Consider the following 13216-nt stretch of genomic DNA (forward strand, 5'->3'; position numbering starts at 1 on the left):
GACTACACCACTGTCTAACAACGTAGAGACCAACTTACTATGACCGAACACAATCAAAAACAACTAGGCGTTACCCTCTGGGGCATTGCCGATGACTTACGCGGCGCAATGAATGCCGATGACTTTCGCGATTATATGTTGTCGTTTCTGTTTTTGACGTTATTTGTCAGATAACTATGAAGCCTCTGCTAAGAAAGAGCTAGGGGCAGATTATCCAACACTGGCAGACAATGATAAACGTGCGCCTTTATCTGTGTGGTATGAAGCCAATGCTGAGGATGTAGCAGAGTTTGAAAAGCAAATGCGCCGCAAGGTGCATTATGTGGTTGAGCCACAACACCTTTGGAGCAGTATTGCTGATCTTGCCAGAACTCAACATGATGATTTGCTGACTACTTTACAACAAGGGTTTAAGTACATTGAAAACCAATCATTTGAAAGCACTTTTCAGGGCTTGTTTTCAGAAATCAATCTGGATTCAGACAAGCTAGGCAAAAAATATGCAGAACGTAATGCCAAACTTTGCACCATTATCACTAAAATCGCCGAGGGCATTGCTCAGTTTTCGACTAATAGTGACGTGCTTGGCGATGCCTATGAGTACCTGATTGGCCAATTTGCCGCTGGCTCTGGCAAAAAAGCGGGCGAGTTTTATACCCCGCAACAAATTTCTACTATTTTGTCTGAAATCGTCACGTTGGATAGCCAAGAACCAGCCACTGGTAAAAAGAAAAAGCTCGATAAAGTATTGGATTTTGCTTGTGGGTCTGGTTCGCTTTTGTTGAACGTGCGTCATCAGCTTGGCCCCAACGGTATTGGCAAAATCTACGGGCAGGAATCAAACATTACCACTTATAACTTAGCGCGTATGAATATGCTGCTGCATGGTGTTAAAGATTCTGAATTTGAAATTCATCACGGCGATTCACTATTGAATGATTGGGGTATTCTTAATGAAATGAACCCAGCTAAAAAGCTGGAGTGCGATGCCGTTGTTGCTAACCCGCCTTTTAGTTACCGCTGGGATCCTACCGAGGCACTGGGCGAAGACTTCCGCTTTAAAAGCTATGGCCTTGCGCCAAAATCTGCTGCTGATTTTGCCTTTTTACTGCACGGTTTTCACTTTTTGGGTGCTGAGGGCACCATGGCGATTGTGCTGCCGCATGGCGTATTATTCCGTGGTGGTGCTGAAGCGCGCATTCGTACCAAACTATTGAAAGATGGACATATCGATACCGTGATTGGCTTGCCAGCCAATCTGTTTTTCTCAACAGGTATTCCAGTATGTATTTTGGTGTTGAAGAAATGCAAAAAGCCGGATGATGTGCTGTTTATCAATGCCAGTGAGCACTTTGAAAAAGGCAAACGCCAAAATCGATTGAATGAAGATCATATTCAAAAAATTGTTTCAACTTATCAATTCCGTACAGAAGAAGAGCGTTATTCCAAACGCGTTTCGATGGAAGAGATTGAGAAAAATGATTACAACTTAAATATCTCACGCTATATCAGTACGGCGGTAGCAGATATGGAAATAAAATTAACTGATGTAAATGGTGAGTTGGTGGATTTAGAAAAGAAAATTACTGAGGCAAAAAACACGCATAATGATTTTCTTAAAGAGTTAGGGCTTCCACCGTTGCCATAGTAATGGTTAGGAGATGAGCGATATAAACCATCTCCGAGAACAACGCTTGACTACTGAAAACAAAATGGACTTCATCTGCAGCTTTGATATGAGTGAAGAGATGCCACATTTCAGGCTTATGCCAGAAGATGTGCGGTGGAGCGCTGAAGCGAATGTTGTTGGTGTGATTTACGAGTCCTTTGTCGTGCCAGGCGATCAGGATTATTTAATGTCTCGCTTATTGGCGCAAAAAGGACTTCATCGTGGGTTTTACTGGGCTGCTGCACAAGCAACAGAAAAGTATCTAAAAGCCTTCTTATTAATGAATGGCGTAAGTGTAAAAAACTTTAAACTCCATCCAATAAAAGCGTTGTATGAGGCGGCTGAGAAAGTAGATCCTACTTTTGCTAATTTTGATATATCGCCTCATCAAGGAATTCAAGTTGAAGCAAGCGTTTCTGAACATTTGAAAAAGTTCACCATCATTGAATTCCTTGAAGATCTTGAAACGCATGGCAGCGCAGATAACAGATACAACACCTTTGGGGTTGATTACAACACAGGCCACCTTTTCGCAATGGATAGCCTAACATTTCACGTGCGCGGAAAAATTGGCGTGCCAGCAATAAACGATAGCTCCAAAAAACTAGACTTAGATTTGCAGGCAACTTTTGAGAAGATCAATCCTTGGTTTCAAACCACTCTTGGCCAGTCAATTTACAAACTCCCAACTGTAGAATTTCCAATCCATGACAGTGTCACTGTCACAAAATTTGAGATTCTCCTCAAAAATAAGAACAACCCAGCAAATAGTTTTGCATTGCGTTGGCTAAGAGCCAAAATGAAGCTCCCGAAGGAAAAAGATAAATAAGTTATTGATAAACCAAAAAACACTTAGCCCGCGTTGAGCTGAGCTTTGCGAAGCCCAACACATCACCATCACGTCACATCCAGAGGATATAGACGGGGAGGATATTTTTTGGATGACGGCGACCGGGGGCTTTTCCTCGATGTGCTGGCGGAGGTAGATCAACAAAAGTTCAACGGCGTAGTTACGCAGCTTGATGAATTGTATTAGACGTCAGACAAGACATTGCCTAGTCATACGATTTGGTTTATTATCACTCGGGTTCGGTTCTCTGTTTCTTTTTAGAACTCACGCGAAGTTTATACATTTAATATTTGTTGGTATATTTGTGGGTATCTCGTTTAAATAAATAACTGAAATCATTGTTTTATGCGGGCTTGGCGCGTTTGTTCGAGTCTCTCCGTCGCACCATTTAGTAGTTTCTGTAAGTCTCAAATAGCCTCAAACTCCCTGTAAACACTAGCTTTAAGTCATATTTACCGTATCACACGGTAGCATACGGTTTTGTACAATCTCTTTACAAAACGTACAAAAATCTGTACAAAAACACATCTACTTAATTTTTTGTACAAATACACATGGCAAAGTTAAATTCTGACCTGTTAGATGACCTCTCAATCAAGGCAACTAAGCCAAAAGAAAAAGAGTATGCCTTACGTGATGGCAACGGCTTATTTTTGCTAGTACACCCAAACGGCAGTAAATACTTTCAGCTACGCACTACGCTTCACGGCAAGCCAAAGAAAATTCAACTAGGCAAATATCCTGATTTAACTTTATCTCAAGCACGTAACCTTGCAATGGAAAAGCGTCGAATGGTAGATGACCACAAAGACCCTATCATTGAAGCTAAGTTAGAAAAAGCGCAAGCAACCAAAAACGCAGATGCAACCTTTCGTTCGGTAGCTGAAGCGTGGTTAGAGATTAAGAAACACACATTAGCCAAAAGCACCCATTTAAAGATAGTTCAAACCTTCAATGCAAATGTCTACAGCAAGCTAGGTGCTTACCCTATAGGCAAAATTGATAACCACATGGTGCGCGATTGTTTATTGATAATGCAAAAGCGTGGTGCTTTAGAGATTATGGAAAAAACACGGGGTTGGATTAAGCAGGTGTTTGATTTTGCACTAAGCGATAAAATGATTAGTGAAAATCCTATTCCAGTCACAGACCTAAGATTAAAAAAACATATTGGTGAAAAATTCCCACGCCTTAAATCAGCTAATGACGCTGGCAAGCTATTACGAAACCTTACCGAATATACGGGTAGTTTAGAGGTATCAACTTGCGTGTACCTCATGCTTAACTTTGCACAAAGACCCAGTGAGTTAAGGTGTGCTAAGTGGGCAGACTTTGACTTAGATAAGGCAATATGGACAATTCCCCTTGAACAATCTAAAACACGTAAGCATATGACTAAACCACACACCGTTATGCTATCTAGGCAAGCCATAGGCGCGTTAAAAGAGTTAAAGCAATACACAGGGCATAGTGAATATGCTTTTAGCTCACGGCTCGATAGAAAGCCATTATCGGAGGCAACCATTCGTAAAGCATTTAGATTAACTTTTACTGATTATCACATTGTGCCTCATGGTTGCCGTCACTTCTTTAGTACACAAGCCAATGAAAGCGGATTATTTAGAAATGATGTAATTGAAGCTGCTTTGTCGCATGGTGATAAAGACAAGATAAGAGGCATTTATAACGAGGCAACCTATGACCGCGAGCGTAAAGACTTAGCGCAATGGTGGAGTGACCAATTAGACATAATGCGAGACGGTGCTAAAGTAATACCGTTTAAAACAGCGTAACAGTTTAGCCACACCTAGCATTAGCCTAATTAACTAATGCGAACGCTAAGCAACCCTAGCTTAGTTGGTGTGGTTTCTTTTTTAGGGGCGTGAGGGGCGTATATTGAAAGATTTTGTCAATTTAGATTTACTCGACGACTATTTAACCAGCTCGGTGAGTGAATATGAAGATTATTTCGATAGTATTGTATTTTCAGAAACTGGTTATAAGTTCAATGAGTTGCCAGAAAGTGAGGGTATAACAATTAGTTATACCGAGCAGGGTGAGTTTTTTGTTAATGACATTAAACAAGCAGCTGGAACTGGAATCTTATTTATTGAGCTTATAAAAAAAGAAAAAAACATCATTCGCATATTTAACTGTTATGAATTAATGTTAATTTGTTATGGGTATATCAAAAGCTCAGAAAGTGATGGTATTTATTCAGAAAAAGAAACTTTCTCTAAATATATGTCAAAAAACGGTGCTAAAGGGGCTGCAATAAAGAACGAGCCAATGAAAGCATTAAAAGCTATGGCTTTAAAATTATCAAGAGAATATCCAGTCACTAAATCTGCAAACTCAATTGCATTTAGTATAAAAGAAACAGTCATTCAGCATGGCAAAACTATAAGTGCTCACCTTACTCAACATAATGCCCAAGACACTATAAAAAAATGGATTAATGAAAGTAGAAATAATTAAAGTCGGGGGGCTAGCAGCTAGAGTGCTGTTATAGGCGGCTTTAGTAGCATTGCAGCAGTTAGATGCTACATACATAAAAAATTGATTTTGTAAGAATTGCCTTGTTATCAACAACAACCTAAAGGCATCTTATGCAACGAACCACAAATAGTATAAGTCACACACTTCGCGATTTTGACCAATTACCCGATAGCGCACATATAAGACCCAAAACAGCAGCCCAGCTTTTAGGCGTATCTATAGCTTCATTTTGGAGGCTAATTGCTAGTGGCAAACTCAAGACCCATAAATTAACAGAGCGTACCACTAGCGTTAAAGCTGGAGATTTACGTGCCTTTATTGATAGCAAGGCAGGTGTTTAATCATGGCAAATAATGAGAACACCAATAACAAAGAGGTAGTAGCTCCAACTACCACCCCTAAAAGTAAAACAACTAAACCCAATTTTAAAGACAATTCAGCAACCAATCAATGTTTAAAAATATTAGATTGGTTATTTGAAAAGGGCAGTATCACCACAGCGCAAGCCCGTGAGTATTTAGATGTTATGTCACCCGCTGCAAGGATATTGCAACTTAAAAAAGTTGGTTATCAAATTATTACTATTTGGGATAGTTGGACAAGTGAGCATGGGATTAAACATCGTATAGGGCGATATGTATTAACGCAAAAGCAACCTATTAACGACAATATCAGCGAGGTGCAAGCATGACCTATGCAATGTTATTTAATCAAGCCTATGCGCTTTGTGTGAAGTTAAACAGCCATGCTATAGCCCATGATTTAGACTATATGTCTGAAGTTGAGTTAATCGGTATTGTTAACTTTCTAACGCAATTGCAAAGTTGTTAAACAATGGCTGCCAGTCATATTTTTAGACTTGGCACAATCAAAGGTAAAAATGGTGTTTTAGTCGCATTGCAACACAATAAACGCACACTACAGCTTGAACGTGGTGGAAGTGCAAATATTGACGCGACTAGAACATCATTAAACTATTGTTTGGCTAGTGATGGCACGCCTCAAGATATAGCTACTCACGCAAAGGTGCAAATGTTGAAGGCAGGAATTGAAAGCCCTCGCAAAAATGGTGTGATGGCTATAGAGGTGCTTTTTAGTTTACCGATTGACCGACATAAGCAAGATACTAAACCGTTTTTTACGGATTGTTACGGCTGGGTAAAACAAACCTTTGAAGGTGAGTTACTTAGTTTTGATGTTCACTTAGATGAAAGCGCGCCTCATGCTCACGCGATTATTTTGCCTTTGATTGATGGCAAGATGCAAGGCAATAAACTCATGGGTGGGCATGGTAACTTAATGCGTTTAATCAATTTGTTTCATAACGAAGTAGCAAAGAATTACGGCTTGAGTAGAAGCGATAAGAAGCGTTTAAACGAGGCAGACAAGCAAAGCATTGTAAAACTTGTATTGTCGCGTTTAAAAGCCGATAGCGTGATGTTGTCGGGTGTTTGGGCTTGTGTACGTGATGCAATCTCAAGTGACCCTATGCCATATGCTCAAATGTTGGGGATTGATAAACCACAGCAAGCTAACATTAAAGTAATTAAATCGTTTATTGATATAAAACGCTCAAAAGGTAAAGGCAGTTTCATAACATAAACGCTATATAGTGAATAAGGCACTAAAAAGAGTAAACGCTATCTTGTGTATAGCGTTTCTCTTTCTCAATTGTTACTTACAACCATAAATCTATAATCATTATGTATATATAAGTTATAAGTGATGATGATTATTAGCTTAAATGTTTTGGAAACTATAGACTAGTTAATATCGGCAAAGTCTTAGTAATTAGGTTGTTAGATATGGCACACGTCTGTAGTAGATAAAGTAGAAAAATCATATCGTTGGATTTAGTTACGATTAAGTTTTTTTGATAAATAATCTAGTATATCAAGTTAATACTTAGCTTAAAGACAGGGGCTATCAAAACCCTACGTAGTTAGAATGTGTAATCCACTTACATATATATGTTCACACGACCGCATAATGAAAGTAATTTTAATAATATGTAGGGGGTGTCAAAACTTATATGACTTGCAATCTGTAACCCGTAAGCATTGGTAAGAGCGCACATCCGCAATTCAGTAACTAACAATTTTTAGGTTATGTAGGGGCGGTGCTAAAACCTTGCTGACTCACAATCTGTAATCCACTCTCAATCAATCACAAAGTTAAACATAACCAAAAAAGATAATGGGGCGGTGCTAAAACCTTGATGCCTCGAAATCTGGAACCCATATACAACCAATCACAGTGTTAAACATGGATAAAAAAAGGATATGGGGGGGATTAAAAACCTTATATCTTAGTTAATAGGAACCCATTCGCTATCAATCAGTGTGATAAATCGTAACAATACAACGATTTTTTTTTATTGGATTTATAATGCTAACTGTTAAGAAGCAGATAAATAAAATATTAAAATAAGTGCTAGTGAAATAAAAAACGTACAAAAATACGTACAAAAACAAAGTCCGACTTTTAAAGTGTTAATGATAGCAATGGTTTAAAGGTTAAATTCGAGTCTCTCCGTCACCATTTAGTAGTTTCAGTAAGTCTCCGTTGCACCAGTAGTTAGTTTCAAGTAGTATCAAATAGCCTCAAAACCCCAGTAAATTCAACCTTCTAGCACAAATCACCGTATCACACGGTAGTATACAGTTTTGTACAATCTCTATACAAAACGTATAGAAACATATCTCGATTATTTTTTTATCCTTTTATGATCAATAAGTTAAACGCAGACCAATTCACGACCTCACTATACGTGCTGCAAAGCCAAATGCTAAAAAAGCAACCTTTAGGAATCATTCGATTACGTGCATGCACTTGTTTTTATGCACCATAATAATTCAATAGACAGTGCTCGTCATAAAAAACTCACATCTTATCAATAGGTTATATATGGCATGAAATTTGCTTTTATATTCCAGTGCCGCCCAACGAAGGGCTGCCTAATCGAATTAAGACAATGACGTCTGCCTTGGTCCTGTGACCGGCAGACGTTTTTTTTGGGGATAACTATAAAATGAATCTGGCATACTGTGAAACAAGTCGAACTTCCACCACTCTAGAAGAAGTGCAGCGTGCTACCACCGTCAAAATGGGTCGAGCATATGGACATTTTAAAGAAATGCTTTTAGACAGCGCATTCCAGCCCATTTATAGTCTTTCCCATCGTCGTATTGTTGGACATGAAGGCTTAATGCGCGCGTCCACAGCGCAAGGAAGCATAAACATCTCTCCCTTACAGGTACTAAACAGCGCGGACAATGATTCACAATCGGTATTTCTCGACAGACTCTGTCGTGCCATCCACTTACACAACTACCAGCCAAGGCAGGGCAATAACCAGTGGCTGTTTCTCAATGTGTCTGCGCAGGTAATCAACCGCCGCCGAGACCACGAACCGTTCTTTGCCGAGTTGCTGGCTAATTATGACGTTACCCCCAATCAGATCGTCGTAGAAATTGTCGAAGGGGTTATTCCCGATTTTCATCTACTAGCTGAAGCAGTCGAGTTTTACCGAAATGCGGGGTGCGTAGTAGCTATTGACGACTTTGGTGCTGAAGCCTCGGATATCGAACGCATTTGGCGCGCCAGCCCCGACATCGTCAAACTTGACCGTAAACTCATTGCCGCAGCTGAATTCAACCATAAAGCACGACGCATTCTGTGTGCCACTGTGGCGCTAATCCACGAAGCTGGTAGCTTGGCCTTGCTTGAAGGAATAGAAAATACCGAGCAGGCCATGATCGCACTCGACAGCAATGCCGACATGGTGCAGGGATTTCATTTCTCACGGCCCGCAGCGACTCCATTAATGCAAGGTGACGGCGGTATTGGCTTGCTTGCCACTAGTCACTTACCCCCAATGTTCGAGGACAAGAAGAACCAATTGCTGCAACCTTACCTCCTAGAATTCAAGTGCGCATTGCTGCGCTTGACCAGCGGCCTAGCAATGGAATCGGCCAGCGCTACGCTGATAAGTCTCCCCAAGATAGATCGCTGCTACGTTCTTAACGCCAGCGGCGAGCAAATTGGTCATAGTTTGATGGCGAAAAAAAATGAATATGCCTCGCGTTTTGCACCGTTGGCAGATACCACGGGTACCAACTGGGCGCAAAAGCCCTACCACTATCGTGCCATTTTGCAGCCAAATGAGGTGCAGATTAGCCGACCCTATCTTTCCATCACTAGCGCGCGCCAATGCATCACACTTTCATCAACCTTTCAGATGTATGGTGAATTGCAAGTACTATGCTGCGATATAGAGTGGCAGGAATAAATTGTTAAAGTACAAACACAATGATGCAAAGAAATGTGGCGAATTAGAAGAAATTGCATATTTACAATGCAAAGTTGCAAGGACGTAACTAGCCCTCGGCCGGCTAGTCTGGTAAATGACTGGTGTGGTTAAAGCTTTGGCCGATAAAGTGCTGTTGGGATTACAATAGCTCCAAAAGCAAAAACGGAAGTTGTTACACAGCTCCTACGGGGGGATTTGTAACGCGTTCCAGAGGCTTTTCAGTGTTTGTGTTCGCTGATTAAGGCAGTGGTTAAAACATAACCTCAGATTACGTCAAAATTAAAGTTGTCTAACCTCAATTGCTTAAAGTGAGATGTCACAATATAGCATGGGTTATGTTACTTAATATTACCACTTACTTAAGGAAATTTTTAGTCGTATTAATGCTTCCAATCAGTAGATCTGCGTAAATTTGGATCTAAAATTACACGAGCAGCAATTTGCAACGGCACATGATTGTCTTTCATTACTTTAATGCCTTCATGAACGCCATCCATCAAAATGGCGGCTATACCTTTATTCACTGCGGCGGCAAGTTCTTCATTAACTCTAGAATCTTCCATTGTCAAGTCCCCTACAATTTAGTTGATTATATTACTCTTAATTAAAGAGAAATATAACGTAAAATAATTATTTTATATGTGTGGTTTCGAACATAAAGTGCTTAAATTTTAATTTGGTATCATGGAGGAAAGCTGAGGGATATTCTTTTATTAAATTTTTTGCGATTGCTAAAGTGTAGTTCTTTGAAGTTTGATAAACCATTATCGTTTTCATGAATGCTTTTATTAAGCACATTAAATCATACCTATTTGACCAAATTTATAAATATGATGAATAAATGAAACTCTAATTCTGAATTTTATTGCTATAATTCGGTCTTTCGTTGATGCCATATTTGAGCAATTAATTGCTAAGCAATTAGAGTATGTGCAAAACGCGCCCGATTTACCCGTTGCATGCTTGTATGAAGTTGAAGTCAGTAGTCGACACTCTCCATTTGTACGTTTTTATATTGGTGTAGTGAGTGTTACTTTGGTCAAGAGCGTGTCATATAAATTGCGAGCTCGTCTGAGTAAATGGTAGGCATTGCTTAAGTTGAGTTTTTTTAAAATTTAAGTTTACAAAATAAGTTTGGGGCTGGTCAGTGTTAGAAAATTACTTTCCAATAATGTTGTTTATTCTCGTTGGCTTAGCGGTCGGCGTGGGACCTCTTGTATTGGGTTTATTGGTTTCACCACATAAACCAGATGCTGCGAAAAACTCTCCTTACGAATGTGGTTTTGAGGCATTTGAAGACGCACGTATGCGATTTGACGTTCGTTATTACCTCGTTGCCATTTTATTTATCCTGTTCGATTTAGAAATTGCATTTTTATTTCCTTGGGCAGTGGTATTGCAAGAAATTGGTTTGTTTGGCTTTATTGCCATGATGATATTTCTAGGTGTGCTAGTAATTGGCTTTATTTACGAGTGGATGAAAGGCGCCTTGGAATGGGATTAAACCTCAGAGCGGGACAAAGTTAGCCATGAGTATTGAAGGTATTTTAGAAAAAGGTTTTGTTACAACCACACTTGATACGGTGATTAACTACACCCGTACAGGTTCGATGTGGCCGATGACTTTTGGTTTGGCATGTTGTGCAGTAGAAATGATGCATGCAGGCGCTTCACGTTACGATTTAGACCGTTTCGGTATCGTATTTAGAGGAAGCCCACGTCAGTCAGATGTGATGATTGTTGCTGGTACGCTTGTTAACAAAATGGCTCCTGCACTGCGTAAGGTATACGACCAAATGGCGGAGCCGCGCTGGGTAATTTCAATGGGCTCATGTGCCAATGGTGGTGGTTATTACCATTATTCTTATGCTGTTGTGCGTGGTTGCGACCGTATCGTGCCTGTTGATGTTTATGTACCAGGCTGCCCACCAACCGCTGAAGCATTACTTTACGGCATTATCCAGCTACAAAATAAAATCAAACGTACTAATACCATCGCTAGATAGTGCGAGCTAAAAGAAAAATATGTCAGCTAAATTAGACCAGTTATTAAGTGATTTGCAAGCTTCGCTAGGCAACAAAATCACTAAGCAAGTAGTAGCGCTTGATGAAATTACCATTGAATGTAAAGCCGCAGATTATTTAGCGGTTTGCCAAACTCTACGTGATAATCCGACTTTAAAATTTGAGCAGTTAATCGATTTAAGTGGTGTGGATTATCAAACTTATGGCGATGGTGCTTATGATGGCTTGCGCTACGCGGTAGTTTGTCATCTGCTTTCTGTTACGCTTAATCATCGTGTACGTTTACGTGTATTTGCGCAAGATGAAGATTTCCCGATACTACCGACCTTGGTCGATATGTGGTCAGTTGCAAACTGGTATGAGCGTGAAGCTTTTGATATGTTCGGTATCATGTTTGAAAATCATCCAGATTTACGTCGCCTTCTCACAGATTATGGCTTTGTTGGCCATCCGTTCCGTAAAGATTTCCCTATGATTGGTAATGTTGAAATGCGTTACGACCCAGAACAACAGCGCGTAATTTATCAGCCTGTGACCATTGATGAGCGTAATAATGTGCCGCGTGTCATTCGTGAAGAAGGAGCGCACCGTGGCTGAAATTCGTAATTACACGATGAACTTTGGTCCGCAGCATCCTGCGGCACACGGCGTTTTACGCTTGGTGTTGGAGTTGGATGGTGAAGTCATTCAACGTGCAGATCCTCATATTGGCTTGCTACATCGTGGCACAGAAAAATTAGCTGAAAACCGTACATACTTACAATCTGTTCCTTATATGGATAGGCTTGATTATGTTTCGATGATGTCGAACGAACATGCCTATGTGATGGCGATTGAAAAGATGATGGGCATTGATGTGCCTATCCGCGCACAATACATTCGTGTGATGTTTGATGAGATTACTCGTGTACTAAATCACTTATTATGGCTTGGTGCACATGCGTTAGACGTGGGCGCGATGACAGTGTTCTTATACGCTTTCCGCGAACGTGAAGATTTGTTTGATTGCTACGAAGCGGTTTCTGGCGCACGTATGCATGCGGCGTATTACCGTCCAGGTGGCGTATATCGCGACTTGCCAAATCACATGCCGCAATATGAAGTTTCACCATTGCGCAACGCTAAAACTGTTAAAAGCCAGAATGAAAACCGTCAAGGCTCTTTGTTGGATTTCATAGAAGACTTTACAAATCGCTTTCCAAAGTATGTGGATGAATACGAAACACTACTAACGGACAACCGTATTTGGAAGCAGCGTACGGTTGATATTGGCATCGTCACACCAGAACGCGCTTTGCAGCTGGGTATGACAGGTCCAATGTTGCGCGGCTCAGGTATTGCTTGGGATTTGCGTAAAACACAACCTTATGAAGTATACGCAAACATGGATTTTGACATTCCTGTTGGCGTTAACGGCGATTGTTACGACCGTTATTTAGTGCGTATGGAAGAGTTCAGACAATCAAACCGCATCATTAAACAATGTATTGATTGGTTGCGTAAGAATCCAGGCCCAGTAATTACTAGCAATAATAAAGTTGCACCTCCAGACCGTGAAGGTATGAAGAGCAATATGGAAGATTTGATTCACCACTTCAAGCTCTTTACTGAAGGTTTTCATGTGCCAGCTGGCGAAGCTTATGCTGCTGTTGAGCATCCAAAAGGTGAGTTTGGTATTTACATGGTTTCTGATGGGGCCAATAAGCCATATCGCCTAAAAATACGTGCACCAGGTTTCGCACATTTGGCCGCTTTGGATGAAATGACACGCGGTCACATGATTGCCGACTTAGTTGCGATTATTGGTACTCAAGATATTGTATTTGGCGAAATAGATAGATAAATAGGTCTGATAGATAAA

15 protein-coding genes are annotated in these 13216 nt (G+C 40.4%); 14 read left to right on the forward strand and 1 reads right to left on the reverse strand.

Annotation, left to right across the window (positions count from 1 at the left end):
* Positions 1–39: 39 nt before the first annotated feature.
* From PSV17_RS03355 to PSV17_RS03400, 10 genes are all read left to right on the forward strand, one after another.
* Positions 40–174 (forward strand): type I restriction-modification system subunit M N-terminal domain-containing protein, encoded by a 135-nt coding sequence (locus tag PSV17_RS03355; RefSeq protein WP_300479695.1) that lies wholly within the window; start codon positions 40–42, stop codon positions 172–174.
* Entirely contained in the window at positions 164–1648 is a 1485-nt protein-coding gene (locus PSV17_RS03360) for a type I restriction-modification system subunit M (protein ID WP_300479696.1), read from the forward strand. Before PSV17_RS03355 ends, PSV17_RS03360 begins: the two co-directional genes overlap by 11 nt.
* A gap of 13 nt (positions 1649–1661) precedes the next feature.
* A complete protein-coding gene (locus tag PSV17_RS03365; RefSeq protein WP_300479697.1) occupies positions 1662–2498 on the forward strand; it encodes a hypothetical protein in 837 nt (278 codons plus the stop codon).
* Positions 2499–3073: 575 nt separating this feature from the next.
* Positions 3074–4312, forward strand: a complete 1239-nt coding sequence (locus tag PSV17_RS03370) for an integrase arm-type DNA-binding domain-containing protein (RefSeq protein WP_300479698.1) — start codon at positions 3074–3076, stop codon at positions 4310–4312.
* A 103-nt stretch (positions 4313–4415) separates the two neighbouring features.
* Positions 4416–4997 (forward strand): hypothetical protein, encoded by a 582-nt coding sequence (locus tag PSV17_RS03375; RefSeq protein ID WP_300479699.1) that lies wholly within the window; start codon positions 4416–4418, stop codon positions 4995–4997.
* Between the two features lie 131 nt (positions 4998–5128).
* A complete protein-coding gene (locus tag PSV17_RS03380; protein ID WP_300479700.1) occupies positions 5129–5359 on the forward strand; it encodes a hypothetical protein in 231 nt (76 codons plus the stop codon).
* Between the two features lie 2 nt (positions 5360–5361).
* Positions 5362–5709 (forward strand): helix-turn-helix domain-containing protein, encoded by a 348-nt coding sequence (locus PSV17_RS03385; RefSeq protein ID WP_300479701.1) that lies wholly within the window; start codon positions 5362–5364, stop codon positions 5707–5709.
* A complete protein-coding gene (locus PSV17_RS03390; protein WP_300479702.1) occupies positions 5706–5849 on the forward strand; it encodes a hypothetical protein in 144 nt (47 codons plus the stop codon). The genes PSV17_RS03385 and PSV17_RS03390 overlap by 4 nt, the downstream gene beginning before the upstream one ends.
* 3 nt (positions 5850–5852) lie before the next feature.
* Complete coding sequence (locus PSV17_RS03395; protein ID WP_300479704.1) at positions 5853–6620, forward strand: plasmid recombination protein; 768 nt, start codon at positions 5853–5855, stop codon at positions 6618–6620.
* Positions 6621–8049: 1429 nt separating this feature from the next.
* Entirely contained in the window at positions 8050–9309 is a 1260-nt protein-coding gene (locus PSV17_RS03400) for an EAL domain-containing protein (RefSeq protein WP_300479706.1), read from the forward strand.
* Positions 9310–9710: 401 nt separating this feature from the next.
* Here PSV17_RS03400 and PSV17_RS03405 read toward each other — a convergent pair whose 3' ends face one another.
* Positions 9711–9893 (reverse strand): hypothetical protein, encoded by a 183-nt coding sequence (locus PSV17_RS03405; RefSeq protein WP_300479707.1) that lies wholly within the window; start codon positions 9891–9893, stop codon positions 9711–9713.
* Between the two features lie 584 nt (positions 9894–10477).
* Between PSV17_RS03405 and PSV17_RS03410 the strand changes: the two genes are divergently transcribed.
* From PSV17_RS03410 to PSV17_RS03425, 4 genes are read left to right on the forward strand one after another with little or no spacing between them, the layout of a single operon-like run.
* On the forward strand, positions 10478–10834 hold the full coding sequence (locus PSV17_RS03410; RefSeq protein WP_300479708.1) for an NADH-quinone oxidoreductase subunit A: 357 nt from the start codon (positions 10478–10480) through the stop codon (positions 10832–10834).
* A 25-nt stretch (positions 10835–10859) separates the two neighbouring features.
* A complete protein-coding gene (locus PSV17_RS03415; protein ID WP_013148459.1) occupies positions 10860–11336 on the forward strand; it encodes an NADH-quinone oxidoreductase subunit B family protein in 477 nt (158 codons plus the stop codon).
* A 19-nt stretch (positions 11337–11355) separates the two neighbouring features.
* Entirely contained in the window at positions 11356–11952 is a 597-nt protein-coding gene (locus tag PSV17_RS03420; RefSeq protein ID WP_300479710.1) for an NADH-quinone oxidoreductase subunit C, read from the forward strand.
* A complete protein-coding gene (locus tag PSV17_RS03425; RefSeq protein WP_300479713.1) occupies positions 11945–13198 on the forward strand; it encodes an NADH-quinone oxidoreductase subunit D in 1254 nt (417 codons plus the stop codon). Before PSV17_RS03420 ends, PSV17_RS03425 begins: the two co-directional genes overlap by 8 nt.
* The last annotated feature ends 18 nt before the right edge of the window (positions 13199–13216 follow it).

Source organism: Methylotenera sp. (assembly GCF_029946165.1).
In the GTDB taxonomy this organism is placed as follows: Bacteria; Pseudomonadota; Gammaproteobacteria; order Burkholderiales; family Methylophilaceae; genus Methylotenera.

Bases quoted from the DNA above. Each gene is read 5' to 3' on its own strand.
- PSV17_RS03405 (WP_300479707.1), bottom strand. From the start codon at position 9,893: ATGGAAGATTCTAGAGTTAATGAAGAACTTGCCGCCGCAGTGAATAAA.
- PSV17_RS03420 (WP_300479710.1), top strand. From the start codon at position 11,356: ATGTCAGCTAAATTAGACCAGTTATTAAGTGATTTGCAAGCTTCGCTA.
- PSV17_RS03355 (WP_300479695.1), top strand. From the start codon at position 40: ATGACCGAACACAATCAAAAACAACTAGGCGTTACCCTCTGGGGCATT.
- PSV17_RS03415 (WP_013148459.1), top strand. From the start codon at position 10,860: ATGAGTATTGAAGGTATTTTAGAAAAAGGTTTTGTTACAACCACACTT.
- PSV17_RS03370 (WP_300479698.1), top strand. From the start codon at position 3,074: ATGGCAAAGTTAAATTCTGACCTGTTAGATGACCTCTCAATCAAGGCA.
- PSV17_RS03395 (WP_300479704.1), top strand. From the start codon at position 5,853: ATGGCTGCCAGTCATATTTTTAGACTTGGCACAATCAAAGGTAAAAAT.
- PSV17_RS03390 (WP_300479702.1), top strand. From the start codon at position 5,706: ATGACCTATGCAATGTTATTTAATCAAGCCTATGCGCTTTGTGTGAAG.
- PSV17_RS03385 (WP_300479701.1), top strand. From the start codon at position 5,362: ATGGCAAATAATGAGAACACCAATAACAAAGAGGTAGTAGCTCCAACT.
- PSV17_RS03400 (WP_300479706.1), top strand. From the start codon at position 8,050: ATGAATCTGGCATACTGTGAAACAAGTCGAACTTCCACCACTCTAGAA.
- PSV17_RS03365 (WP_300479697.1), top strand. From the start codon at position 1,662: ATGAGCGATATAAACCATCTCCGAGAACAACGCTTGACTACTGAAAAC.
- PSV17_RS03380 (WP_300479700.1), top strand. From the start codon at position 5,129: ATGCAACGAACCACAAATAGTATAAGTCACACACTTCGCGATTTTGAC.